The sequence below is a fragment of the Bradyrhizobium sp. B124 genome (assembly GCF_038967635.1).
GTDB lineage: Bacteria > Pseudomonadota > Alphaproteobacteria > Rhizobiales > Xanthobacteraceae > Bradyrhizobium.
In genome coordinates this window covers 7,168,638-7,194,334 of sequence record NZ_CP152413.1, presented here as the reverse complement: position 1 = coordinate 7,194,334, position 25,697 = coordinate 7,168,638, and the positions used below count along the sequence as shown (strand labels likewise).

At 65.2% G+C, this 25,697-nt stretch carries 22 protein-coding genes and 1 riboswitch; of the genes, 14 read left to right on the top strand and 8 right to left on the bottom strand.

The features are described 5' to 3' along the window. Positions 1–10: 10 nt before the first annotated feature. Positions 11–991 carry a helix-turn-helix domain-containing protein gene (locus AAFG13_RS34270; protein ID WP_342709519.1) on the bottom strand — a complete coding sequence of 327 codons (981 nt, stop codon included), beginning with the start codon at positions 989–991 and terminating at the stop codon, positions 11–13. 153 nt (positions 992–1,144) lie between these two features. Between AAFG13_RS34270 and AAFG13_RS34265 the strand changes: the two genes are divergently transcribed. Further along, on the top strand, positions 1,145–1,870 hold the full coding sequence (locus AAFG13_RS34265) for an alpha/beta hydrolase (RefSeq protein ID WP_342709518.1): 726 nt from the start codon (positions 1,145–1,147) through the stop codon (positions 1,868–1,870). Here AAFG13_RS34265 and AAFG13_RS34260 read toward each other — a convergent pair. Together AAFG13_RS34260 and AAFG13_RS34255 are read right to left on the bottom strand one after the other, a co-directional pair. Next, positions 1,867–3,360, bottom strand: coding sequence for an NAD(P)/FAD-dependent oxidoreductase (locus tag AAFG13_RS34260; protein WP_342709517.1), 1,494 nt, complete (start codon positions 3,358–3,360; stop codon positions 1,867–1,869). The genes AAFG13_RS34265 and AAFG13_RS34260 overlap by 4 nt on opposite strands. A 115-nt stretch (positions 3,361–3,475) precedes the next feature. After that, positions 3,476–3,925 (bottom strand): cupin domain-containing protein, encoded by a 450-nt coding sequence (locus AAFG13_RS34255; protein ID WP_342709516.1) that lies wholly within the window; start codon positions 3,923–3,925, stop codon positions 3,476–3,478. A 263-nt stretch (positions 3,926–4,188) separates the two neighbouring features. On the opposite strand from AAFG13_RS34255, the gene AAFG13_RS34250 reads away from it, so the two are divergent. The 4 genes from AAFG13_RS34250 to AAFG13_RS34235 all read left to right on the top strand — a co-directional run bounded on the left by AAFG13_RS34250 (position 4,189) and on the right by AAFG13_RS34235 (position 7,246). Continuing rightward, positions 4,189–5,202: an AraC family transcriptional regulator gene (locus tag AAFG13_RS34250; RefSeq protein WP_342709515.1), complete on the top strand. Its 1,014-nt coding sequence runs from the start codon at positions 4,189–4,191 to the stop codon at positions 5,200–5,202. A gap of 97 nt (positions 5,203–5,299) precedes the next feature. Beyond that, on the top strand, positions 5,300–6,166 hold the full coding sequence (locus AAFG13_RS34245; RefSeq protein WP_342709514.1) for a S1C family serine protease: 867 nt from the start codon (positions 5,300–5,302) through the stop codon (positions 6,164–6,166). Next, positions 6,163–6,537, top strand: coding sequence for a LuxR C-terminal-related transcriptional regulator (locus tag AAFG13_RS34240; protein ID WP_342709513.1), 375 nt, complete (start codon positions 6,163–6,165; stop codon positions 6,535–6,537). The genes AAFG13_RS34245 and AAFG13_RS34240 overlap by 4 nt, the downstream gene beginning before the upstream one ends. A 496-nt stretch (positions 6,538–7,033) precedes the next feature. After that, complete coding sequence (locus AAFG13_RS34235; RefSeq protein ID WP_212319406.1) at positions 7,034–7,246, top strand: hypothetical protein; 213 nt, start codon at positions 7,034–7,036, stop codon at positions 7,244–7,246. Between the two features lie 54 nt (positions 7,247–7,300). Here the strand turns inward: AAFG13_RS34235 and AAFG13_RS34230 are convergent, their stop codons facing one another. Continuing rightward, a complete protein-coding gene (locus AAFG13_RS34230; protein ID WP_342709512.1) occupies positions 7,301–8,662 on the bottom strand; it encodes a metallophosphoesterase in 1,362 nt (453 codons plus the stop codon). Between the two features lie 315 nt (positions 8,663–8,977). Between AAFG13_RS34230 and AAFG13_RS34225 the strand changes: the two genes are divergently transcribed. The 6 genes from AAFG13_RS34225 to AAFG13_RS34200 all read left to right on the top strand — a co-directional run bounded on the left by AAFG13_RS34225 (position 8,978) and on the right by AAFG13_RS34200 (position 16,624). Beyond that, complete coding sequence (locus AAFG13_RS34225; RefSeq protein WP_342709511.1) at positions 8,978–10,396, top strand: M20 family metallopeptidase; 1,419 nt, start codon at positions 8,978–8,980, stop codon at positions 10,394–10,396. Positions 10,397–10,807: 411 nt separating this feature from the next. Beyond that, a complete protein-coding gene (locus tag AAFG13_RS34220; RefSeq protein ID WP_212319400.1) occupies positions 10,808–12,598 on the top strand; it encodes a peptide ABC transporter substrate-binding protein in 1,791 nt (596 codons plus the stop codon). A gap of 244 nt (positions 12,599–12,842) precedes the next feature. Next, complete coding sequence (locus AAFG13_RS34215) at positions 12,843–13,799, top strand: ABC transporter permease (protein ID WP_212319398.1); 957 nt, start codon at positions 12,843–12,845, stop codon at positions 13,797–13,799. Next, positions 13,765–14,682: an ABC transporter permease gene (locus AAFG13_RS34210; RefSeq protein ID WP_212319396.1), complete on the top strand. Its 918-nt coding sequence runs from the start codon at positions 13,765–13,767 to the stop codon at positions 14,680–14,682. Before AAFG13_RS34215 ends, AAFG13_RS34210 begins: the two co-directional genes overlap by 35 nt. After that, positions 14,679–15,659, top strand: a complete 981-nt coding sequence (locus AAFG13_RS34205) for an ABC transporter ATP-binding protein (RefSeq protein ID WP_092116610.1) — start codon at positions 14,679–14,681, stop codon at positions 15,657–15,659. The genes AAFG13_RS34210 and AAFG13_RS34205 overlap by 4 nt, the downstream gene beginning before the upstream one ends. Beyond that, complete coding sequence (locus AAFG13_RS34200) at positions 15,656–16,624, top strand: dipeptide ABC transporter ATP-binding protein (protein WP_342709510.1); 969 nt, start codon at positions 15,656–15,658, stop codon at positions 16,622–16,624. Before AAFG13_RS34205 ends, AAFG13_RS34200 begins: the two co-directional genes overlap by 4 nt. Before the next feature lie 169 nt (positions 16,625–16,793). Here the strand turns inward: AAFG13_RS34200 and AAFG13_RS34195 are convergent, their stop codons facing one another. Then, a complete protein-coding gene (locus AAFG13_RS34195) occupies positions 16,794–17,768 on the bottom strand; it encodes a LysR family transcriptional regulator (protein ID WP_342709509.1) in 975 nt (324 codons plus the stop codon). A gap of 99 nt (positions 17,769–17,867) precedes the next feature. Between AAFG13_RS34195 and bla the strand changes: the two genes are divergently transcribed. The 3 genes from bla to glyA all read left to right on the top strand — a co-directional run bounded on the left by bla (position 17,868) and on the right by glyA (position 21,277). Then, positions 17,868–18,785, top strand: a complete 918-nt coding sequence (bla, locus tag AAFG13_RS34190; protein WP_342709508.1) for a class A beta-lactamase — start codon at positions 17,868–17,870, stop codon at positions 18,783–18,785. Between the two features lie 96 nt (positions 18,786–18,881). Continuing rightward, the gene (locus AAFG13_RS34185) at positions 18,882–19,796 is read left to right on the top strand and encodes an ankyrin repeat domain-containing protein (RefSeq protein WP_212319390.1); all 915 of its coding nucleotides are present in this window, start codon (positions 18,882–18,884) and stop codon (positions 19,794–19,796) included. Positions 19,797–19,879: 83 nt separating this feature from the next. Next, positions 19,880–19,965, top strand: a riboswitch (ZMP/ZTP riboswitch). A 34-nt stretch (positions 19,966–19,999) separates the two neighbouring features. Continuing rightward, a complete protein-coding gene (gene glyA / locus AAFG13_RS34180; protein WP_342709507.1) occupies positions 20,000–21,277 on the top strand; it encodes a serine hydroxymethyltransferase in 1,278 nt (425 codons plus the stop codon). Between the two features lie 115 nt (positions 21,278–21,392). Here the strand turns inward: glyA and AAFG13_RS34175 are convergent, their stop codons facing one another. From AAFG13_RS34175 to AAFG13_RS34165, 3 genes are all read right to left on the bottom strand, one after another. Continuing rightward, positions 21,393–21,959 (bottom strand): c-type cytochrome, encoded by a 567-nt coding sequence (locus AAFG13_RS34175; RefSeq protein WP_342709506.1) that lies wholly within the window; start codon positions 21,957–21,959, stop codon positions 21,393–21,395. 89 nt (positions 21,960–22,048) lie between these two features. Beyond that, positions 22,049–23,758 carry a PQQ-binding-like beta-propeller repeat protein gene (locus AAFG13_RS34170; protein ID WP_342709505.1) on the bottom strand — a complete coding sequence of 570 codons (1,710 nt, stop codon included), beginning with the start codon at positions 23,756–23,758 and terminating at the stop codon, positions 22,049–22,051. A 428-nt stretch (positions 23,759–24,186) separates the two neighbouring features. Then, positions 24,187–25,677 carry an ABC transporter substrate-binding protein gene (locus AAFG13_RS34165; protein WP_342709504.1) on the bottom strand — a complete coding sequence of 497 codons (1,491 nt, stop codon included), beginning with the start codon at positions 25,675–25,677 and terminating at the stop codon, positions 24,187–24,189. Positions 25,678–25,697: the final 20 nt, after the last annotated feature.

Genomic DNA, 25,697 nt, shown 5'->3' with positions numbered 1-25,697 from the left:
GAACTTTGCGTTAGCTCCGGTGCCAGTCGCGCGGCGTGCAGCCGAAGCGATGCCGGAAGCGCCGGGTGAAATGCGACAGGTCGGAGAAGCCCCAATCGAACGCGATGTCGCCGATCGCGCGCCCGGCGATCGCGGGATTCTTCAGATCGCGCGCCGCGCCATCGAGGCGACGGTCCATCACATAGCTTGCGAATGTGGTGCCGGCCCGCTCGAACAGCTTGTGGACGTAACGCTCGCTGATGCCGATCCCAGCGGCGACGGCGGCCACGCCGAGCCCGGGCTCGCGCAGCCTGCGGTCCACGGCACGGCGCAGCGCAAGCCAGGTTGCATCTGCAAGACCCGCACTCTCGGCAACACCAGCGCGACCGGACCGCGACAGGCTGAGCGCGACCAGATCGAGCAGCACGCCGAACAGCCGGGCGTTGTCCGTATCGGACGCCCTGAGTGCCGAATTGTTCAGCACCTGCGCCGTCTCCGCGATCAGATGGCCGACGAACGGATCGTCTGATACCCGCGCCGGGGCCACCTCCGGCGCCGACGGCAGCCGCTCATCGAGCGCCTCGGCCGGCACCCACAACGAGGCGACCTGCAGCGCGGGACCGCGGTCGTGCAGCAGCGAGAACCGCTGCCCGCTGTCGAAGATACCGACCTGCCCGGGCGAAAGGCTGATCTCGCGCCCAGCCTGCTGGATACGGCAGCGGCCGGCGAGCTTGAGATTGAGATAATAACAGCGCCGGCTGGACGCCGCGATATCGGCCGTCGAGCGCCGCACGACATGCTCCGGGAAACTGACCCGGTTGACCGCACCGTCGCCGAGCCCAACGGTCTCGACCCGGGCCAGGAAGCCCGGCGTCGCCGGCGGCTCCGGCGTCAAGTTCATGAAGGCCTGGCAGATCGCCTCGCGATAATAGGCGAACTGCTCGCCCGGCCGTGTGTCCGCGGTATTCCAGCTCAGCCTGCGCGAGCGATCCGCGGCGGCGATTTGCTGCATCAGTTCACTCCGAGCCCAATCCGGTTCGGTTACAGCCAAGCGCGTTCCGTGGCCCCGGGTCAATATCCATCAGGAATTGGTTGAGCTCGGCGCGTATCCCGGGCCTTCAGGGGCGCGGTGGCCGATCTCGCAAACCACACAGGGAGGTACAACATGTCGACCTATGTTCTCGTCCATGGCGCCTGGCATACCGGCGCCGAGTTTGAGCCGGTTGCGGCCGCCATCCGCAAGGCCGGCCACGTCGTCCACACCCCGACGATCAAGGGCAACCGGCCCGGCGACCGCAAGGACTCCGGCCTTGCCGAGGCCATCCAATCGATCGTGGATTATCTCGCCGAGCACAATCTGAATGACATCGTGCTGGTCGGCCACAGCTATGGCGGCATGGTCATCACGGGTGTTGCCGACGTCGCCGCCAATCGCATCCGGCGGCTGGTGTACTGGAATGCGTTCGTGCCGAACAACGGCGAAAGCCTCAACGACATGGTGCCGCCGCACTATGTCGACCTGTTCGATGCCATCTATGCCGAGCGCGGCGACGGCTCGGTGGTGCTGCCGTTCCCGATCTGGCGCGAGGCCTTCATCAATGACGCCGACCTCGAGACGGCGCAGCGGGCCTATGACAAGCTCAACCCGCATCCGCTCAAGACCTTCCAGGACAGGATCGCGCTGCGCAGCAATCCGGCCGAGATGCCGATCGCAAAATCCTACGTCAACTGCACCGAGGACACGGCGATGCCGCACGGCCTGCCCTGGCATCCGCGGCTGTCGGAGAAGCTCGGGCTATTCCGCCTGGTCCAGGTGCCGGGTAGCCACGAGCTCTGCTTCTCCAATCCCGAGCGTCTGGCGCAAGCCTTCCTCGACGCCGGCCGCGATTAGGCCACGGCCTCGTACATAGGCGCGGTCGCAAGGAAGCGCGCATAGGCGTCCGCGTCCGGCGGCGTGAATTTTTCGACGAACGGGTTGCGGCGCGACGCCTTGGTGCCGATGTCCGCCAACAGCTCGTCGAAATGCTTGAAGTGATACGGCGCGACGCAGAGCCCGCCATAGACGCCCGCCGCCGGCCGCTCGACGCGCTTGAAGTTCAGCATCATCGCGATGTTGTCGTGCATCTCGGCCGCGCTCGGCTGCCGCGCGAGCTGGCCGTCGGCGTAGCGCACCAGCCAGTTGGCGGCGAGATCGGCGCACAACACGGTGCAGAAGCTCGAATTGAAGCCGACAAAGCCCATGTCGGGCAGATCGGGGTTGGCGATCAGCCGGTAGAGCCGGTACTGCCCGTCGGGCTCGACCAGCTTGTTCTGATACTCCTCGGGCAGGAACGGCACGCCGAGCTTGTAGCCGATCGCGAGCACCGCGACGTCGGCCGCGACACGCTGGCCGCCGCTCATCACGATGGTCTTGCCCTCATAATGATCGAAGGTGCCCTGCACCGCCTTGATCCGGCCGTCGGCAACCATCGGATAGAAGCCGGGGGTCGCGATCGGCACCGAGCAGTTGACACCGTCTTCGATCCGCTCCTTCGGCACCATGCCGCACTGCTTCAGCTTGAGCTGCATCTTCAGCATGCTCTCGAGCCCGCGCCAGTTCGCCCAGACGAACGGCTTGGCCACGACATGCGCGAGGCGCGCCATCGGCCCGATGCCCCAGCTCGCGAACATCTGCTCCTGCGCGCGGATGTAGAGGATGCGCTTGAAGTTGACGAGGCCGCCGACGAAATAGGGGATCCGCCAGACCGGCTCGCGAAACACGATGGTGACCTCGCTGGCGCCGGAATTGACCGCATTCACGGCGATGTCGGTCGCCGATTTGGAGCCGCCGAGCACCACCACCTTGCGGCCCTTGGCGAGATCAGGATCGCTGTACTGCGACGAGTGCAGGATCTGGCCGCCCTGCGCCTTGAAGCCGTCCTCGCCGGAAAGCGGCAGCGAGTGCGGCTCGTTGAATTGCCCGGTGCAGACGGCGACGAAGTCAAAATCCTCGTGGCCGGTGGCGCCGTCGGTCGAGCGCAGTTCGAGCGTCCAGCCCGGTCTGCCATCGGCGCGGCGCGTCATGCTCTCGACCCTGGTATCGAACCGCATCGCACCGTCGAGCCCGTGGCTGCGGGCATAGTCCCGCAGATAGGCATGGACCTGTGGGCCCTTCGGCCATTCCGGATAGGACTCCGGCATCGCCTTGTCGGTGTAGCGATAGAGCTCCTTCGGGCTCTGGGTCTGGACGTCGGGGTAGGAGCGCGCCGGCTCCCAGACCCCGCCGAGATCGCCGCTGCGCTCGATGATGGTCACCTTGTGGCCGCGACCGGCAAAGGCCTTGCCGGCGGCGAGCCCGGAAATGCCGGCGCCGATGACGCACACATGCTTCTGCTTGACCATGAAACGTCTCCGCGATGAATGAACAGGCCCATTTCCCTAAGCGCACGCGTCCCCGTCATCGCCGGAGCCAACTCCGGCGATCGCTGTCTCGGGTGCGCTGTCTGTGTGCTCCGGCCTAGTCGTTGGCTTCCGGCGGCAGGAAATCCACCTCGTGTTCGGCGGAAATGCGCACCACCTCGACGGGGTCCTGCAGATTGTGCAGCTTGTCGAACAGCGCCTCGAGCTTCTGCATCGGCGACACCCAGAACAGCGCCCGCGCCGGCTTGTCGGACTTGTTGAAATAGCCGTGCGGGATGCCGCGCGGCATGCGCACGAGGTCGCCGGCCTTGGCCTGCACCCAGACGCCGTCGAGCTTGAGGTCGAGCACGCCCTCTTGCACCAGGATGAATTCGTCCTGGGTCGGATGGACGTGCACCGGCACGAACTGGCCGGGATCGCTGTTGGTCTCGAACGCGAAGGTGGAGTCGGTGACCGCCTTCGGATAGTAGACCTGGCCCAGGATATTCCAGGTTTTGCCGCCGTAGCCGGTGCCGGTTCGGGTAATGCCTTTTTCGAGCGTGCCCATGTCAGCCTCTCCAGTTTTGGATGCGTATTGCCGACACGGAGCCTGTCGCCAGCTGGAAGGGCTGTCTAGCCGATAAACGAATCCGCAGCCGGCACGATCATGCTGCAATGCGGGAGCGTCGAGCCCGCGGCTTCTGCCCAATGCTGCCGCATCCGCCTGCGCGCCGATCGGGCAGATTGCGCGACGAAACGGCGTTCCCCTTTGCCGGTGGATGCACTAGGCTGCATGATGTTTTAGACCTCAAACAACTCCGGACGGCCGGCGTGACTGCTGTTGGCAACGAGGTTTCGGCAAGAGGAAGGCTCAAGGATTTCGCGCGCGTCGCGACGGCGCGCGTCGACGACGCGGCTGAAGCGATCGGCCGCATCTTCTGTCCACACGAGCTGACGCCGGTCGATCGTTCTGAGCGTGCTTTCTCGGCGCACCACAATTGCGCCGGGTTCGACGGGTTCTCGGTCAACTATGTCGCCTATGGCGGATCGGTCGCGATCAACCCGGGTTACCTCGACCGTTTCTTCCTGTTGCAGATGCCGCTGTCCGGCTCGGCCACGGTGCGGACCGCCGCGCGCGAGCTCACCACCGGACCACGACACTGTGCCTCGCTGCTGTCACCGACGATTCCGACCGAAATGACCTGGCGCGGCGACTGCGCCCAGCTCATCCTGCTGCTCGACCGCAAGCTGGTCGAGCATCGCGCCGCAGCGCTTGGCGGCGTGGCGGTCCGGCCGGTCGAGTTCGATCCGGCCGTTGCACTGAGCGGGCCACTCGGGCAGACGCTCTCGGCCAGGATCGAGCAACTGGTGACGACCGCCGAGCAGATCGGGCCGCACAAGAGCTTGTCAGCGGTCGTGGCGGCCGATTGGCGCGAGTCGTTTCTCAATGTCCTGCTCAACGAGCAGCGGCACACCTTGAGTTCGGCGATCGATGTCTTCAACGGCCGCGCTGAGGCCCAGCCTGCGGCGCTGAAGCGCGTGCGGGCCTATCTCGAGACCCGCGCGACCGAACCGCTGGATCTCGCCGAGCTTGCCGAGATCGCAGGAACCGGCGTCCGCGCGCTGCAACTCGGCTTCCGCCGTCACTTCGGCACCACCGTTTCCGAGATGCTGCTCGACATCCGCCTCGCCCATCTCAACGCCCGCCTCAAGACGGCGCGGACGGGCGAACGCATCGTCGATATTGCATTCGACCTCGGCTTTACCCATCTGAGCCGAATGGCGAGCGCCTACCGCGCCAAGTTCGGCGAGAGCCCGAAGGCGACCCTGCATCGGCTGAGCTGAGCTGCGGTTCCGATCGGCGGGGCCGCGCCCTGCCCATCCGGCCAGTTTCACCGCCGGCCGCAACATCCCAGATTGAGGGAAGCCAACGGAGTTTCCCATGACCGAACCGACCACTCTCGCCTCGCTGTCATCAGCCCTTTCCGAGACCATTGCGCGCGCTGCGCCGGCAATCGTCTCCGTGCATTCGCACCGCGCGCGCGCCTCCGGCTTTGTCTGGAAGACCGGCCTCGTCGTCACTGCGGACGAAGCGCTCGCCGACGAGGGCGAGATCGAAATCCAGTTTGCCGACGGCAGCCGCAGGCAAGCTGCCGTCGCTGGGCGCGACCACACCACCGACATCGCGCTGCTGCGCGTCGACGGCGACGTCGCGCCGATCAAGCTGTCGACCGAAATCCCCGCGCTCGGATCGCTCGCGGTGATCGTCGCGGCCGACCGCGGCGCGCCGATCGCGCGGCTCGGCATGGTCTCGCGGTCCGGCGCCGCCTGGCGCAGCCTGCGCGGCGGCGAGATCGACGCGCGGATCGAGCTCGACGTCCGGTTGCGGCACAGCCAGCAGGGCGGGCTGGCGCTGAATGCCGCGGGCGTGCCGTTCGGCATGGCGGTGCTCGGCCCGCGCCGCGTGCTGACGATCCCTGCCGCGACCATCGAGCGGGTCGCAGCACAGCTCGAGAAGAGCGGCCGCATCGCGCGCGGATATCTCGGCGTCGGGCTGCAGCCGGTTCGTCTCGACGACGGCCTCGGCGCAATGGTGATGAACGTCGACAAGGCCGGCCCCTCGGCTGCCGCCGGCATCCGCCAGGGCGACGTGATCATTGCCGTCAACGGCGAGAAGCTGTCGGGCGTGCGGGCGCTGTCGCGCGGCCTCGGGCCGCAGAGCGTCGGCAGCGTGGTCGAGCTCACCGTGCATCGCGGCGGCGAGCCGTTGAACTTCAAGGTGACGGTCGGCGAAAGGCCCGAGACGTGAGCAGCGAGCCTGCCTCCGACATCATCATCGCACTCGAGATCGACGACCCCGCCCTCGCCGACCGGCTGGCGACGTTGCTCGGCAGCGTCGCCGGCCTGCGGCTTGCCGCGCCGGGCGAACAGGCAACGGCGACGCTCGTCGCACGCAACCGGGACACCACAGGCGGCGGCGACTTCGAGCTGACGCCGCGCGAGCTGGACGTGCTGGCGCTGCTCGCCGAAGGCGCATCCAACAAGATGATCGCGCAGCGGCTCGGGATTTCAGTCCACACTGCCAAGTTTCATGTCGGCTCCCTGCTCGACAAGCTGGACGCCACCGGCCGCACCGATGCGGTGGCGCATGCGGCGCGGCGCGGGGTGATCAATTTGTGAGGGCGGGACGTACAAGGTTGATGCTGGCGGATTGAGACCTATCCCTCCGTCGTCCTGGCGCAAGCCAGGACCCATAACCACCGTATTCGGTGATGAACCGAACTGCGGCCAACCGTCACGCACCAATTGAGATTTGGGGTAATGGGTCCTGGCTTTCGCCAGGACGACGATGAGGATGGTTCTCGATTCATGTCGAACAGCGCGGTGTCATCACCCGCGCATGCGGGTGATCCAGTATTCCAGAGGCAGCAGTGCTTGAGCCGAGAGGCCGCGGCGTACTGGATCGCCTGGTCGAGCCGGGCGATGACATATGAGAATGGGGATACACCTCAGCGTTCTCGCGACATGATCGCGCAACCACTGGACAACGACCCCAACTTAGTGATTGCGAAAATTCCGTGATGCGGACACTTAGACCAATTGCGTAGGTAGTCGTCCGGATACAGACGCCTCCTCGATCTGGTTATGCAATCTTCAGCCAACAAAAAGAAACGGCATGAAGAAGCTGATCGATCGTCATCGGGACATTCAATACACGCTCACCAACATCGAACCCGACCTCTGGAGCTGGTCATTCGAAATCAACGGCAAGATCAGGCAAGGCACCACACGCGCGCGGCTCGGCCTGCTGGCGCAGCGGCGGGTCTGCACGCTGATCGATCGCGAATTGAAAAGCGCGGAACGCGACAAGCCGAAGAAGCCTGACTAGGCCACCTGCGTCCTGGCCCCGCTTCTCGGCCGGGCGGGCGCCGCCGACTTTGGCTCATGACAAAGCGAACACGGCCGCAGCGACGTCGAGCCGTGGTCCGGCATATCGCCTGTCGTCCGGTCCATGCTGTCCGCACCCGACGCTCCAGAGCGCGGGCCACGAGAACCGCTCGAGCCCCGTCGCCGATATCGCGGCGAACGACGTCCAGCTGATGTCACCGCGGCATCGCCACAGCACGCCGCCCGGTCCCATGTCCGGATAGAAGGCGATGTCGAGGTCGAAATCCCGCTCATCGCCGAGATCGGGACCGACCCAGTAATGCGGACTACGCCCGGGCTCGCGCCCGAGGATCAGGGTGAGCGTCTGGTTCGGCCCGCGCAGGCCGAGCCAGAGCGGTGCGATCATGTCCGGCACAGGCGTGCACAGCAGCGTTTGCGGCGCGGCGCTTGCCGCGGCGGTGCGGCCCGATAATTTCAGGGCGACTACCGTCGCGGGCGCCGGCATTCCGGACAATGGCGCGGAGCTGGTCCCGTGCGGCAATGGCGACCACGCGGCGCGGTCGAGAGATGGCAACGGCCATGCGAGCTGCTCGCGCACGGCGCCTTCGGTGTCGAGCACCTGATAGCGAAGACCATCCCGATCGAGCGCCGCCTGCACGCAATGCAGATACTCGACGCCTTCGGGCATCCGGTGTGCGGTGCCCGCACCCGCCGTGCAGATCTGCAGCACGCCGCGATGGACCTGAACATCGAATGCGAGAATGTGGCTGCACAGATAGGCGGTCACGCCGGCGCCGACCAGGATCTCCCAGAAGCGCGCGCTGTATTCGTGGCCGATCTCGCGCTGATAGCTGCCGCTGAAGCCGTTGATGGGGTACACGGGATGATGACCCAGCACCAGCTTGTGCCGGGCATCCCTGTGCTGTTCGAGCACCGCTTGCAGCCAGTCGGTCTCGACATGCCCCTCGCCGCCCAGCCCGCTCCACAGCGTGTGCACGAACACCATCAGGAGATCGTCGCGGCGGACCCAATAGGACAGGCCCTCCTGACCCGGCGGACCATTGCGTGGCAGCTTGAGGACCTCGCGAAACACCGCCTCGCTCATCTCGTCATAGGTGGTGTGGTTGCCGGTCGTGTGCCACAGCGGCACCGCGCGCCGGTCGAGCCAGCCCATTTCGGTGTCGAGCCAATGCCGCCACTGCGCCCGCAACGCGTCGGCATCGGCGGTGAGGCCGATGATCTCGTCGCCGGGGAAGAGAATGAATTCGGGCGCAGGGTGCAGCCGGCGAACCACGTTGTTCACCGACGCGAAGGTACGCTCATGCAGCGCACCTGCTACCCCCGAGCAGGCGTCGGCATAGATCACGAACTGGTGGCCCGAATTTCTCGGCAACAGAGACGGAATTGCATCATGCATGGTCGGACCACGTCCTCGCGAGCCACATCATAGAGGAAGGCAGGCCGATCGCTCAAGACAGACACTTGCGCGCAAGATCGTGGCCGGCCAGCGCTTCTGCGACCGGACACACCAAGACGCGACGCTGCGGAAAAGCTGGTCTGCCGGCACAAGCTAGGCGGCGGCGCGCCAAGCTGCTAGCCTTTTGCGCTTCAGATTGGCCAAAGCGCGATGAATCGTCATCGCACTTTGGCTCATTGTTTGGGCATGATCTTTTCGGAAAACCGCTTCACACTTTTCCTGATCATGCTCCAGCGAGCCAAGGAACCGAAGCAAATGGACAACCGTAATGATGTTTGGCGCGGCGTCGACACGATCAAGCCGCGTTTCATCGAATTGAGCGACCGGGTCTGGGCGATGCCCGAGGTCTGCTACACCGAGGCGCGCTCATCCGCCGAACATCTGGCCGAACTGCGCCACCAGGGTTTTCGCATCACCGAGAACCTCGCCGACATTCCGACCGCGGTGATGGGCGAATGGGGCGAGGGCGGCCCGGTCATCGCTTTCCTCGGCGAATATGATGCCCTGCCCGGCCTCAGCCAGGAGGCCGGCGTTGCCGAACCTCGTCCGGTCGAGAGCGGCGGCCACGGCCACGGCTGCGGCCACAATCTGCTCGGCTCCTCCGCGCTGCTCGCGGCGACCGCGGTGAAGGACTGGCTTGCTGCCAACAAGGTGCCGGGCCGGGTGCGCTACTACGGCTGTCCCGCCGAGGAAGGCGGCGCGGCAAAGGCCTTCATGGTGCGGTGTGGCGCGTTCGAGGACGCCGACATCGCCATCACCTGGCATCCGCACAGCTTCTGGGAGGTGGCGGTGACGCCGTCGCTCGCCAACACCCGCGCCGATTTCATCTTCACCGGCCGGACCTCGCATGCGGCGGCCTCGCCGCATCTCGGCCGCAGCGCGCTCGATGCGGTGGAATTGATGAATGTCGGCGTCAACTACATGCGCGAGCACATGCCGAGCGATGCCCGCGTGCATTACGCGCTGCTCGACACCGGCGGCATTGCGCCCAATGTCGTGCAGGCCCATGCCCGCGTGCGCTACTCGATCCGCGCCCGCGACCTGCCCGGCATGAACGAGCTGGTCGAGCGCGTGCACAAGATCGCACAGGGCGCAGCCCTGATGACCGAGACCAAGATGGAGATGAAGATCATCTCCGCGGTCTCCAACATCCTGCCCAACACCCCGCTGGAGCAGACCCTGCACCAGATCATGGAAGATCTCGGCCCGCCGCATTTCGACGATGCCGACAAGGATTTCGCCGGCAAGATCCGCGCGACGCTGACCGACAAGGACATCGCCTCGGTCTACTACGCGATCGGCATGGATCCGACCGACCGGCCGCTGGCCGATTTCCTGGTGCCGATCGACGCCAAGCGCAATCCGCTGATCGGCTCGACCGATGTCGGTGACGTCAGCTGGGTGGTGCCAACGGTGCAGGTCCATGCACCGACGGTTGCAATCGGCACGCCGTTCCACACCTGGCAGGTTGTGGCGCAGGGCAAGACGCCGGCCGCGCACAAGGCGATGGTGCAGGCCGCCAAGGCGATGGCCGGCCTCGGCGTCAAGGCGCTGATGGAGCCGGAGCTGATCGCGGCCGCCAAGGCCGACCTCAAGAAGCGGACCACCCGAACGCCCTATGTCAGTCCGCTGCCGGCGAATGTTGCACCGCCGTTGGACATGTCGGTCGCCTGAGCGCCGCATCTGCGGCCGGGCCTGCGCGTCGATGCGCGGCCCGGCCAGCGCCTATTCTGATCCGATTGGAGTGGAGCGAGGGCTCTGCATTTTTGCTTTGACGCGCTTTCGCCACGCGAACCGGCGTCCGCTCCGCTCGAAAACGCGCGCGCGTGACAAAAAAGCATCTCGGAACAAAGGATAACGAACAAATTTTCCGCACTGCGAGGCGTGCGCAGGCGCGCTTTGGCGCCGAAATGCCGAACCGATGTGCGGCGCGGAGCGGTTCTGCACAAGCGATAGCCAAAAGATCTAGTCGCTGAACCTCGGGAGGCGTTGACCTGCGCGGTCATTCGGTGTGCCATCTGCCGCCAGCACGGCGGCCGGTTCCAAGGCCCGCCGCAATCACACGTGAGCCGGACCGAGGGGACAATGTTCGACAACAATCTGCGCGGGATGATCGACGACGTAAGGGACGGACGGATGGACCGCCGCGCCTTCGTCAAGCGAATGATTGCCGTCGGCCTCACCGCACCGTTGGCGAACCAGATTCTGGCGATCGGCGGCGTCGCAATGGCGCAGAGCCCCAACCCCTACAAGCCGACCAAACGCGGCGGCGGCGGTCCGCTGAAGCTGTTGTGGTGGCAGGGCCCGACCCTGCTCAATCCGCATTTCGCCACCGGCACCAAGGACCAGGACGGCTCGCGCATCTTCTACGAGCCGCTGGCCAGCTGGGACGTCGACGGCCATCTCAACCCGATCCTCGCCGCCGAGATCCCCTCGATCCAAAACGGCGGACTCGCCGCCGATGCCAAATCGGTGGTCTGGAAACTCAAACCCGGCGTCAAATGGCACGACGGCAAGCCGGTGACCGCCGACGATCTCGTGTTCAACTGGGAATATGCCAGCGATCCCGCGACCGCGGCCGTATCGATTGAGACCTATAGCGGCCTCACCGTCGAAAAGGTCGACGACCTCACGGTCCGTATCAATTTCAAGAAGCCGACACCGTTCTGGGCCAACGCCTTTGTCGGCGCTTATGGCTGCATCATTCCGAAGCATCTGTTCGCGGAGTACAAAGGCGGCAAATCCCGCGAAGCGCCGAACAATCTGAAGCCGGTCGGCACTGGCCCCTACAAATTCGTCGAATTCAAACCGGGCGATCTGATCCGCGGCGAGATCAACCCCGACTACCACATGGCCAACCGGCCATCCTTCGACACGATCGAGATGAAGGGCGGCGGCGATGCCGTCTCGGCGGCGCGGGCGGTGATCCAGACCGGCGAATATGACTTCGCCTGGAACATCCAGGTCGAAGACGAGGTGCTGCTGCGCCTGGAAAAGGGCGGCAAGGGCAAGTCGCTGTTCGCGGTCGGCGGCGACATCGAGTTCATCGCGGTCAACTTCACCGACCCGAACACCGAGGTCGACGGCGAGCGCTCGTCGATCAAGACCAAGCATCCGATCCTGTCCGACCCGCGCGTGCGCAAGGCGCTGGCGCTGCTGGTCGACCGCGAATCCATCAAGAAGGTGATCTACGGCCGCGCCGGCCGCGCCACCGCCAACTATCTCAACGGCCCCGAGGAGTTCGTCTCCAAGAACACCAAATGGGAGTTCTCGGTCGAGAAGGCGAGCGCGCTGCTCGAGGAGGCCGGCTGGAAAGTCGGCTCGGACGGCGTCCGCGAGAAGGACGGCAAGAAGCTGAAGTTCCTGTACCAGACCTCGATCAACGGCCCGCGCCAGAAGACCCAGGCGATCGTCAAGCAGGCCTGCCAGAAAGCCGGCATCGACGTCGAGCTGAAATCGGTGGTGGCGTCGGTGTTCTTCTCCTCCGACGTCGCCAACCCCGACACCTATTCCCACTTCTATGCGGACATCGAGATGTTCCAGATCCCGATGACCCAACCCGATCCCGCACTGCACATGCGCCGCTATCATTCGCGCAACGTGGCCACCAAGGAGAACAAGTGGCAGGGTCCGAACTTCCCGCGTTGGGTCAACAAGGATTTCGACGCCGCGATCGACGCGGCGGAGATCGAGACCGATCCGCTCAAGCGGGCAGACCTCTATATCAAGGGCAATGATTTGATGTGGCAGGACACGGTGATGATCCCCGTGATGCATCGCCTCGCGGTCGAAGCCTGCTCCAACACGCTGCGGCCCGCGCTGTCCGGCTGGGCCAACCAGACGGACAATCTGCAAGACTGGTATCGTGAAACCTGAGACGTCACGGGCTCGGGAATTGCTCCTCCCTCTCCCCGTTCTTATCGGGAGAGGGTTGGGGTGAGGGGCTCTATCCGCAAATGCATTGGAAGGTGAGTTCGTGGAGAGTGCCCCTCACCCGGAATTCAAGCTGTGCTTGAATTCCGACCTCTCCCCGCACGCGGGGTGAGGTGAAGGTCGCCTTTCGATTGGAAGCAAAATCAACGTGCTCTCAAGGTGCAAGCGTTAGTCAGATGATCTCCCGATGAGTCAGTATATCCTGCGCCGTCTGATGATCGCGATCCCGAGCCTGCTCGGGATCTCGCTCGTGCTGTTCGTCGTGCTGGCGCTCGCGCCGGGCGATCCGTTCAGCGAGCTCGCGACCAATCCGAACGTGCCGCCCGAGGTGCAGGCCGCGCTGCGCGCCAAGTTCGGCCTCGACGACCCGATCTATCTGCGCTACCTGCACTGGCTATCGGCGATGGCGCAGGGCGACTGGGGCTTCTCCTTTGTCAGCCGGATCAATGTCGACACGCTGATCCTGCAGCGGCTGCCGACCACGCTGTACGTGATTGGCTCGGCGCAGCTCTTGGCGCTGCTGATCGCGATCCCGGTCGGCGTCTACGCCGCCACCCGGCCTTATTCGCTGTTCGACCAGCTCGCCAACACTTTCGCCTTCATCGGCTTCTCGCTGCCGACCTTCTTCACCGGCATCCTGTTCATCCTGGTGTTCTCGGTGAAGCTGGACTGGCTGCCCTTCGTCTACACCGACGTGCCCGGCAGCGGCATCCCCTGGCTGCTGGAGATGATTCGGCAGGCCATCATGCCGGTGATGGTACTCGCCCTGTTCCAGGCGGCGTCGATGACCCGCTTCGTGCGCTCTGCGATGCTCGACGTGATCCGACTCGACTATGTCACCACCGCCCGCGCCAAGGGGCTCGGGCAGGCCAAGGTGATCGTCAAGCATGTGATGCGCAATGCGATGATCCCGGTGGTCACGCTCATCGCGCTCCAGATGCCTGCCGTGTTCGGCGGTGCCATCGTCACCGAGCAGATCTTCCGGATTCCCGGCATCGGCTCGCTCCTGATCTCCTCCATCCTCGCCAACGATACGCCGGTCGTGATGGCCGTGACCTTCGTGTTCGCGTGTCTCGTGGTGCTCTTCAACCTGATTGCAGATGTCCTCTATGGCTGGCTTGACCCTCGCATCTCCTTCCGCTGAGCGGCGCGGCTACTCGCCCTGGCGCGAAACCTGGCGGCGCTACCGCCGGCACCGGCCTGCCGTGGTCAGCGCCGTGCTGCTGCTGCTGCTGATCGCGGCCGTCGTGATCGGCCCGTTCATCTGGCGCGTCTCGATCAGCGACATCGACGTGGTGGCAGGCATGCAGGGCCCCTCACTGGCGCATCCGTTCGGCACCGACGATCTCGGCCAGGACCTGCTTGCCCGCATGATCTATGGCGGCCGCATCTCGCTCGCGGTCGGCCTCGCCGCGATGCTGGTCTCGGTGTTCGTCGGCACGCTGATCGGCGCGCTCGCCGGCATGTCGCGCGGCCCGCTCGGCTACGCGCTGATGTGGCTGACCGACCTGTTCCTGTCGTTGCCGCAACTGCCGCTGCTCTTGATGCTGATCTATCTGTTCCGCGACGGGCTCAAGGCCATGTTCGGCCCCGAGGGCGGCATCTTCATCCTGATCGTGCTTGTGATCGGCGGCCTGCGCTGGATGCCGGTCGCCCGCCTGGTGCGAGCCCAATTCCTGTCGCTGCGCGAAAAGGAATTCGTCGAGGCCGCGCGCGCGCTCGGCGCGAGCCCGACGCGGCAGGTGGTGCGCCACATCCTGCCCAATGCGCTGGGACCCGTGATCATCGCCGGCACGATCGATGTCGCCGCCGCGATCATCGCCGAATCGACGCTGTCGTTCCTCGGCCTTGGCTTCCCGCCTGATACGCCGACCTGGGGCCGCATCCTCTATGACGCCAAGGACTTTCTCGATATCGGCCCGCACTGGGCGCTGTTTCCGGGCGGCGCGATCTTCATCGCGGTCGTCGCCATCAACTTCATCGGCGACGGGCTGCGCGACGCGCTCGACGCGCGCAAGGTGATCTGATGGCGCTGCTCGACATCAAGGGCCTGAAAACCCATTTCACCACCGACGACGGCATCGTCCAGGCGGTCGACGGCGTCGACATCAGCATCAACCGCGGCGAGACGCTCTGCGTGGTCGGCGAATCCGGCTGCGGCAAGACCGTCACCGCGATGTCGATCCTGAAGCTGATCGCGATGCCGCCGGGCAAGATCGTCGCCGGCGAGATCATGTTCGAGGGCCGCGATCTGGCACCGCTGACCAGCCATCAGCTCGACGAGATCAGGGCCAAGGAGATCGGCTTCATCTTCCAGGAGCCGATGACCTCGCTCAACCCGGTGCTGACCATCGGCGAGCAGATCGCCGAGAGCCTGCGCCGGCACGAGGCGGTGACCAGGAAGCAGGCGCTCGAGCGCACCATCGAGATGCTGCAGCTCGTGCAGATCCCAAATGCCGCAGGCCGCGTGCATCACTATCCGCACCAGTTCTCCGGCGGCATGCGCCAGCGCGTGATGATCGCGATGGCGCTGGCCTGCCGGCCCAAGCTCGTGATCGCGGACGAGCCGACCACCGCGCTCGACGTCACCATCCAGGCGCAGATCCTCGACCTGCTGCAGGACATGAAGGAGCGCCTCGGCATGGCGGTGATGCTGATCACCCACGCGATGGGCGTGGTCGCGGAGACCGCGCAGCGCGTCGTCGTGATGTATGCCGGCAAGGTGGTGGAGGAAGCGCCGGTCGACGAACTGTTCGGCAATCCGAGCCATCCCTACACCCAGGGCCTGATCCGCTCGATCCCGCGCATCGATCTCGACGCCGAGCACAAGACCCGGCTGGAAGCGATCGGCGGCTCGGTGCCGATCCTGATCAACCCGCCGCCCGGCTGCCGTTTTGCTTCCCGCTGCAAACACGCCATGAGCATCTGCACCGAGCAGGAGCCGCGGCTGCGCGAGATCGCGCCCGGCCATCGCATGGCCTGCCACCTCGGAGACGCGTCATGAGCGAACCGCTGCTGCGCGTCAGCAATCTGAAGAAGCACTTTCCGGTGCTCGGCGGCCTCTTGTCGCGCGAGGTCGGCCAGGTCTATGCGGTCGATGGCGTGTCGTTTGCGGTCAACCGCGGCGAGACGCTGGGACTGGTCGGCGAATCCGGTTGCGGCAAGTCGACCACCGGCCGCTGCGTGCTGCGGCTGATCGAGCCGACCTCGGGTGAAGTCGTGTTTGACGGCCAAAACGTGATCGGGCTTGGCGGCGGCGACCTGCGCGCCATGCGGCGCAACATGCAGCTCGTCTTCCAGGACCCGTTCGCCTCGCTCAATCCGCGCATGACGGTCGGCGCAATCCTCGCCGAACCCTTCATCATCCATAACCTCGTGACCTCGGCCAGCGAGCGCGAGGACCGCGTCGCGCGCCTGCTGGTCAAGGTCGGGCTGAAGGCCGAGCACATGCGGCGCTATCCGCATGAATTCTCCGGCGGCCAACGCCAGCGCATCGCGATCGCCCGCGCACTGACCTTGGAGCCGAAGCTGATCGTGTGCGACGAGCCGGTCTCGGCGCTCGACGTCTCGATCCAGGCCCAGGTCATCAACCTGCTCGAAGATCTGCAGGCCGAGCTGAACCTAACCTACCTGTTCGTCGCCCACGATCTCTCTGTCGTCGAACACATCTCCGACCGCGTCGCGGTGATGTATCTCGGCCGCATCGTCGAGCTCGCCAAGGCCAGCGATCTCTACCGGAATCCGCAGCATCCCTACACCAAGGCGCTGCTCTCGGCCGTGCCGGTGGCGGATCCCAAGGCGAAAAAACTGCGCATCCGCCTCAAGGGCGACGTGCCGAGCCCGATGAATCCGCCGAAGGGCTGCCACTTCCACACCCGCTGCCCGATCGCCGAAGAGCGCTGCCGGCAAACCGCGCCGGAGCTGCGCGAAGGCAGCAACGGGCATTCTGTGGCGTGCCATCTGGCGTAGGTGGCGCGCCTGCGACGATCGAGGTATCGGCGCGCCCCACTCCCTCACCGTCACCCTGAGGTGGCCGCTTCTTCAGCGGCCCTCGAAGGGTCGACGGCCCGACTGGTGGCCGTGCATCCTTCGAGGCTCGCTGCGCTCGCACCTCAGGATGACGGACAAAAGCCTTTGCTCACCGCCGCTTCGTCGCAGTCTTTGTCTTGGCCTTCGCTTTGGCTTTCGGCTTGGGCCGCGCGGCAGGCACGTGCGGCGCATCCCTCACGTCGTCCACCTCACTCACCTCCGCGCGCAGCGTGTCGAGCAGCCAGTCGCGGAAGGCGCGCATGCCTGGCGTCACTTCCCGCGACTTCAGCCAGGTCAGCCAATAGGACCCCGCCGGCACTTCGGCCGCGAATGGCCGCACCAGCCGGCCGGAGGCCAGCTCATTGCCAAACATCGCAGTCGGCACCAGCCCGACGCCGACGCCGCGCGCCGCGGCCTCGGCCATCGCAACCGAACTGTCGAAGATCGGTCCCTGGATTTTCGGGCACGGCGCGCCGGCCACCGCAAACCACAGCGGCCATTCCTCGGCGCGGTAGGAGCGCAGCAGGAATTCCTGCGTGAGATCGGATGGCTTGCGCAGCCGGCCCGCCACCTCAGCGCAGCACACCGGCGAGAGCGGCGCGGACAGCAAATGGATCGCCTCGGTGCCGTGCCAGGAGCCGTCGCCGAAGCGCAGCGCAAGATCGAGCCCGTCGCCCGCGATGTCGACGCGGTTGTTGTTGGTGAGCAGGCGCAGGTCGATATAGGGATGCGCGCGCTTGAACCGGTCGACCCGCTGCAGCAGCCATCCGGTCGCAAACGTCGTGACGCAGCCGACGGTGACGACCTCGCGCGTGCCCTTGGCCTCGATGCGGTCGATCGCCGCACCGATCCGGTCGAGCGCGTCTGACAGCACCGGCAGCAGCGCCAGCCCCTCGTCGGTGAGCACCAGCCCGCGCGGCAGGCGGCGGAACAGGCTCGCGCCCAGGAGATCCTCGAGCTGCTTGACCTGGTGGCTGATCGCGGTCTGCGTCACGCGCAGCTCCAGGCCTGCGCGGGTGAAGCTCAATAGCCGCGCAGAGGCCTCGAAGGCGCGCAACGCGTTCAGCGGGAGGTGCCGGCGCACGGCGTCATGACCAAGTTTTCCTCATGCCTCGTTGTATAAATGATTGTTTGTGCTCCGTCACGCCGCCCGGCAGGTTCGCGCCGCCAACGGAGACGAGAGATGCTGACGAAACGGACATTTGGATTGCGCGCGCTGGGCCTTGCAGTTTCCTGCACTTTGCCGCGGTCAGGCGCAGCGGCCGGACAGAGCGCAGCGGCGGGACCAGGCGGACCGGCAAAACGGCTGCAGGAGGAGTTTGCACGCATCGAGCTCGCGACCAGCGGCCGGCTCGGCGTCGCCGCGCTCGACATGGAGACCGGATTGCGCGCGAGCCGGCGCGGTGACGAGCGGTTCCCGATGTGCAGCACCTTCAAGGCGCTGGCCTCGGCCGCGGTGCTGCACCGGGTCGACCGCGGCGAATCCAGCCTCGACCAGCGCGTGCAGGTTGAGGCCAAGGATATCTTGGCCTACGCGCCGGTGGCCAAGCAACACGTCGGATCGAGTATGACGCTGTCCGAACTCTGCGAGGCCGCCATCACTCTCAGCGACAATACCGCCGCCAACCTGCTGATGCGCGAGATCGGCGGGCCTGCCGGCTTCACCAGCTTCTTCCGCACCATCGGCGATAATGTCAGCCGACTCGATCGCTGGGAGGTGGCGCTGAATGAAGCCGTGCCGGGAGATCTGCGCGACACCACGAGCCCGGTTGCGATGCTGAAAAGCTTGCAGCGCGTGGTGATCGGTGATGTCCTGAAGGCCGCCTCGCGCCAGAAGCTCGTGGACTGGATGGTCGCCAACAAGACCGGCGACACGAGGCTGCGCGCCGGCGTGCCGCGCGACTGGCGGGTTGGCGACAAGACCGGCACCGGCGAACGCGGCACCTATAACGATATCGGCGTGTTCTGGCCGCCCGGCCGCAAGCCGATCGTGGTGACGGTCTACCTGACTGGGGCAAGTGCTCCGATGGAGAAGTGCAACGAGGTGATTGCCAACGTCGCGCGCGCCGTTGCCAATGCGAGCACCGGGCAGACCGGCTAGAGTGGCACAACGCCGCGCGGCTTGGCAGCATCCAAGGATCATGCGACGCTCAATCGGAATGGCCGACCTGTCAGCAGACCATACGGAGGACACGTATTGTTTCGCCGCATCGCTCTCGCCGTGCTGCTTGTTGCGGGCCACGTTCACAGCAGCTTTGCTGCGGCCGACCCGGCACGCTGCCGCGAGTTGATCCGCAAATACGAAACCGACAAGGCGCAGTTCAGCGCGGTCGAGATCTCGCTGACCTTGTTCGCGGCGGCCAATGCCGATTGCATCAATCTCGCCACCGAGCTGCTCGATGGCGGCGCCTCGGTCGATGCCCGCGACCGGCTCGGCGCAAGGCCGCTGAGCCACGCCGCCCGTTCCGGCCATCTCGACATGGTCGACCTGCTGCTGGCCCGTGGCGCGCCGGTCGATGCGCGCAACCTCGCGGGATCGACCGCGCTGTATCTTGCCGCCGAGCGCGGTCATGTCGCGATCGTGCAGCGCCTGATCGACCGCGGCGCCGACGTCAATCTCACCGGACGCAGCGGCGCATCGGCGGTCGCGGCCGCCGCCTATGCCGGCCGGGACATGGTGGTGCGCATGCTGCTGGCCCGCGGCGCCGACGGCCGCAAGGCCGATGACACTGGCAAGCCGCCGGTCGTGTATGCGGCCGCCGGCGGCCAGATCGGCATCGTCAAGCAACTGCTCGCGCTCGATATCGACATCAACGCCCGCTACGCCAATGACCTCACGCTGCTGATGTGGGCAGCCGGGCCGGATGAGACCGTGCCGGAGGCGCAGGCGCTCGAGGTTGTCGCGTATCTCCTGGACGCGGGCGCCGGGGTCGACGAACGCGACGCGCGGGGACGCACGGCGCTGATGATCGCCGCCGAGGGCAACCACCCGGCGATCGCGAAAGCGCTGCTCGCTCACGGCGCCGACGCGGCGCTGGCCGACAAGGCCGGCAAGCACGCCGCCGATCTCACCGTCCTGTCCGCGCTGCGCGAGGAGCTGACGCCGCGCTGAAGCATGACGCGATGGACTCATTAGTTGCGGAAGGTCCGCAGGTCGGCTAAATTCTCCTCTACGAAGAGTCTCCGTGCTCATTCGTCCTATCGCGCGACTGGCGAGCTAACGTGGAATCGACCACGGGGAAGCGCGAAGGGTTTCAACGCCGATCGCCTGGGCAACCAATCTGCTGGAAAATCAGCGTGTTGAGGAGCCCGAGCATGCCGTCATTTTACAACGAACTGTTCATCAACGATCAAGAGATCGCTGCCGCCCTTATAGGGGAAGAGCGCCGTCAACAGGACGGCGTCGAACTGATTCCGTCCGAGAATTACACCTACCCGGAGGTGCTTGAGCTGCTCGGATCGGTCTTCACCAACAAATACTCCGAGGGCTATCCGGGACGCAGATACTACGGCGGCCAGCAATATACCGACAGCATCGAGAACCTCGCACGCCAGCGGGCCTGCTCGCTTTTTCGTGCCGAGCACGCCAACGTTCAGCCGCTTTCCGGATCACCGATGAATCAGGCCGTCTATCTCGGCCTGTTGCAGCCCGGCGACACGATTCTCGCCATGGACCTGTCCCACGGCGGTCATCTCACCCACGGCGCGCCGGTGTCCCACATGGGGCGTTTGTTCAACTTCGTTCGCTACAAGACGGCCCCGTCAAACGGCGCGATCGATTTCGATGAGCTGCGCGCGATTGCGCGTGAAGCACGTCCGAAGATGGTGTTGTGCGGCTACAGCTCCTATCCGCGCGACCTGGACTATGGAGCGTTCAAGAGTATCGCCGACGAAGTTGGCGCGCTCACGATGGCTGACGTGAGCCACTATGGCGGATTGGTTGCCGCGAACGTCATGCGCAATCCGCTTGATGCCGGCTTCGACGTCATGACGACGACATCCCACAAGACACTGCGCGGCCCCCGCGGCGGGATCATCCTGTGCCGGAAGGAGAATGCCGGTCGGATCGATGCTTCCGTCTTTCCAGGTTTGCAGGGCGGACCTCACATGAACGTCGTGGCCGGGATTGCCGTGACGCTCAAGAAGGCGGCGACCTCGGACTTCCAGGTTTACGCGCGGCAGGTTCTGCGCAATGCGAAGGTTCTTGCCGGCGCGCTGATGGATCGCGGGATGAAGCTGGTCACGGACGGGACGGATAATCACATGATGGTCGTCGATACGGTCGCGTCCGTCGGACTGGACGGGCGAGCAGCCGAGGACGTGCTCGATGCCATCGCCATCACCACAAACAAGCAGGTTATTCCAGACGATCCGCGCCCGCCGCTCAGGCCAAGCGGTATTCGCCTTGGGACACCGGCGGCGACCACGCGTGGCATGGGAGACCCCGAAATGCGCCGTATCGCCGAGTTCATTGCGGGGGCTCTGCAGGCGAACGGAGACGAGGCGGTCGTCGCGCGTATCAGGTCGGAGTGCATCGAGATGTGCCGTGCTTTTCCCGTTCCAGGCGTGGTGTCCGGGTCTCGACCGAACTGACCGGAACTTTGACGCTCAGATACGCGGAACGGGGTCGGGCGCTCGCGCCCGACCCGACCGCCAAATACGCATATGCGACAGCCTTGCGCTCGCGTGAGGGTCAACCTGCCCGCCGCTACAACCCCGCTAGGTAGTCCACCAGCGCGGCGAGGTCGTCCGGCGACGTCGCTATCATGAGGTCCGACATGCCGGGATTGTTGCCGCGCGCGCGGGTGCGGAAATCGGCGATGGTCTTGGCGAGGTAATCCCGTCCCATCCCGGCGAGCCGCGGCACCGTGCCGTCGCCCTGGAAGCGATCGAGGTGGCAGGCCGGGCAGCCGACCGAAGCGCTGGCACTGAGCGCCTTCGCTGCGACGTCCTTGGGCGCGCGCGGCTGGCCGAGGTCAGGCCATGGCTTCTGCGAGAAATACTCCGCGATTGCCAGCATGTCGTCGCGCTCGAACTGGGTCGCGATCGGCTGCATGATCTCGCTCTTGCGATCGCCGCGCTTGAAATCGCGGAGCTGGATGTAGAGATAGCCGGCCTGCTGGCCCCAGATCGTCGGAATGGTCTTGTCGACGGGCTTGCCGTTCTCGCCGTGGCAACCGGTGCAGACCTGCACCTTCTCCTCGATCGTCTCCGCGCGCGCTTGCGCCACCATCAGCAGCAGCGCGGCGCCGCACATCATCAATTTACCGAACATTGGCCCATCCGAAGAAAACAGAGGCGGGACCGAACCGGTCCCGCCTCGCCGTCAGTGCTTGCACGCGCGATGATGCATCCCGCCCCGGCTCAGTCGAGCGTGAAGGCGATGATGTTGTTGCCGCGCTTGTAATCGAGCTGGGTGTTGCCGCCGGCGCCGACCACGACGTATTGCTTGCCGCCGATCATGTAGCTCGACGGCGGCGCGTTGACGCCGGCGCCGGCGCGGAAGCTCCACAGCTCCTTGCCGCTCGACGAATTATAGGCCGCGAACTTGCCGTTGCCTTCGCCGGTGAACACCAGGCCGCCGGCGGTGGCGAGGATGCCGCCGATCATCGGCTCGGGCGTCTTGACCTGCCATTTGATCTTGCCGGTGTTGTAGTTCACTGCGGTGATGTTGCCCGACTGCTTCTCGCTCGGGATCACCTTGAAGGCACCGCCCAGCCACAGCTTGCCGTTTGGATAGGCCGAGCTTTCGACGTGGTAGGTCATCGGCTGGTGCAGGTTGATGGCGTAGGCCAGCTCCTGTCCCGGATCGGTCGCGATCGGCGACCATTCGACGCCGCCATTGGCGCCAGGCAGCATGCGCGCGCCTTCCTTGGTCGGCAGCACCCACATGTTCTCCTGCGGCACCATCGCCTCGGAGAAGCGGATCAGGCTGCAGTCCTTGCGATCGTGCACATAGATGTGCCCGGTCTTGCCGGCATGGATGACGCCGGGAATGGTCTTGCCGTCCTTGTCCTTGACATTGACCAGCACCGTCGGGCTGACCGCGTCGAGATCCCAGACGTCATGGGCGATGTACTGGAAGTGGCAGACATACTTGCCGGTATCGAGATCGAGCGAGACCAGCGAGTTGGTGTAGAGGTTGTCGCCGGGCCGGTTCGAGCCATCGAGGTCGGGCGACGGATTGCCGACGACGAAGTAGATCCGGTTGGTCGCCAGATCGACCGACGGATTCTGCCACACGCCGCCGCCGAGCTTGGCATAGGGATCGCCGATCTTGGCGAGCATGTCCTTCTCGGCCTGGATATTGCGATGCATGTCGCGGCCGGTGGCGTCCTTGGTCGCCCAGACGCCGACGGAGTTCTCCGGAATGGTGTCGAAATTCCAGAGCTGCTTGCCGGTCTTGGCATCATAGGCGCGCACGAAGCCGCGGATGCCGTATTCGCCGCCATTGGTGCCGATCAGTACCTTGTCCTTGACCACGGTCGGCGCCATCGTCTCGCTGTAGCCGAGCTCGGGATCGGCGATGTTGGTGGTCCAGACCACCTCGCCGGTCTTGGCGTTCAGCGCCATCAGCTTGGAATCCAGCGTCGCCAGATAGACCCGGTCGCCGAGCACCTGGACGCCGCGATTGTTGGGACCGCAGCAATAGACGGTGATCGGGCCCATCTTGTGGGCATAGTGCCAGAGCTGCTGGCCGGTCTTGGCGTCTAGCGCATAGACATGGCTGAACGACGTCGTGACATACATCACGCCGTCGACGACGATCGGCGATGTCTCGAGCGACTCCTTGACGTCGGTCTGGAAAATCCAGGCGACGTGCAGGTTTTTCACATTGTCCCGGCCGATCTGCTTGCCCGGATAAAACCGCGTCTGGGCGTAATTTCCGTTGGTGAGCAGGAAGTCCTTGCCGTTCTTGTCGGCGGCGTTGAGCTGCTCCTGGGTCACTGGAGGCACATTGGCGTTACCCAGGACCGACTGCTTCTCCTGCTTGACTTCTTGTGCGATGGCAGCACCGGACAACAGGCCAACGCCGACCGCTGCGGCGAATGCCGCAAGCCATTTCACGTACATAGTCTCCCCCGTTATTTCTTGGTTGCAGTATCAGGGATGATGTTTGCTACTTCCCCCTCGAGGCCTGGCCGCCGTAGCGAGCGCACACCGTGGTGGCCCTTGGTTGCGCTACAATAGGTGATCAAAAAAGACAACGACAGGTATCGATGGACGGGTTCCATGTTAGCGCTGTCCTTCACAAAGACAACCGATGCGCTCAATGCGAAACCGCAACAGCATGCGGTCGCGCGCCCGAAGTGCTGCGACCGCGGGCTTGCATCAACCTGAGCAATATCGGTGGCTTCCGGCGCCTTCGCGCATCGCCGGACACATTCGCCTTCGCAGGCGCAGCACGCAAAATGAGACTAAGCGTCAAGCGACGGCGTCGCGCGAGGGGCGGCGCCGGCTGAGGCCATTGGTCTCCACCGGCGCGATCGCTTCCTCCCGGATTACTCCCAAGCCCAGGTCGAGAAATCATTCTCGAACTGCGGCACGTCCTTCCACACGCCCTTCAGCTTCTTGCTGGCGATCGTGATCAATTGCGGCTGGAACAGGAAGCCGGCAACCGCATCGGTTGCCAGCATGCGCTGCGCGTCGCCGAGCAGCTTGGCCCGGCCGGCTTCGTCAGGCGTCGCCATGATCTGCTGATAGAGCGCGTTGAACGCCTCGGACTTGTAGCCGAGATAGTAATCCGGCTCGGTCAGCTTCACGAGGTCGAACGGCTCGACATGCGCGACCATGGTGAGGTCGTAATTGTGCGGGCCGGTGAAGACCTGCGACAGCCACTGCGCCCATTCCACGTTCTCGATCTTGGCAATGATGCCGATCTTTGCGAGCTGGGCCGCGAGCACCTCGCCGCCCTGTCGCGCGTAGGACGGCGGCGGCCGTTTCAGGCTGAGTTCAAGCGGCGTCTTGACGCCGGCCTCGGCCAGCAGCTTCTTGGCGAGTTCAGGATCGTAGGGATTTATGCCGGTGGTATCGACATAACCGAGCGATCCCGGCGCGTAGAAGCTGCCGATCGGCGTGCCGAAGCCGTCGACCGCGCCGTCGATCATCGCCTTGCGGTCGATCGCCGCCAGGATGGCGCGGCGAACGCGGACGTCGTCGAGCGGCTTCTTGCGCTCGTTGATGCCGACGATGGTTTTTGTTCGCGAGCCGCCGATCAGGACATTGAAGCGCGGATCGGCCTTGAACTGCGCCAGGCTGCGCGCCGCCGCAACCCGCGGAAACGCGTCGACGTCGCCCGACAGCAAGGAGGCGACCTGCGCGGCGGGATCGCCGATGAAGCGGATCGTCACCTTGGAAAGCTTGATCGCGGCGGCGTTACGATACTCCGGCCATTTCACCAGCGTGATCGACGAGCCCTTGGCCCAGCTGCCGAGCGTGTAGGGCCCGGTGCCGACCGGCTGCGTCACATCGGTCGGCGCGCTCTTCGGCTCGACGATCGAGCCCGACGCCTGGCCGAGCAGGAACGGCAGGTTCGGCTCGGAATACTTCAACGCGACGACGATGGTCTCCGGGTCGGGCGCCGTCACCGACGCGAAGGCCTGGTACAGGCTCCTGTCCTTGTTGGTCGAGGTCGGCGCCGCGGCGCGGTCGAACGTGAACTTCACCGCCGCGGAATCGAACGGCTCACCGTTGTGGAATTTGACGCCCTTGCGGAGCTTGAAGGTGTAGGTCTTGAGATCGGGCGACGCTTGCCAGCTCTCGGCGAGCAGCGGCGACACCGAGCCGTCCTCGTTGATCTTGGTCAGCGTCTCATAGACGTTGTAGAGCGTGACTTCGGCGATCGCCGCAGCCGCCGCGTTGGTGGGATCGAGTCCCGGCGGCTCCAGCGTCATGCCCATCACGACGCTGTCCTTCTTGCCTTGCGCGAGGCTCGGCAGCGGCGCTGCGGCGAGTGCGGCAGCGGCCGCGATGACGCACAATTTCCTCAACATTGGTCTGCTCCCCGGACGTG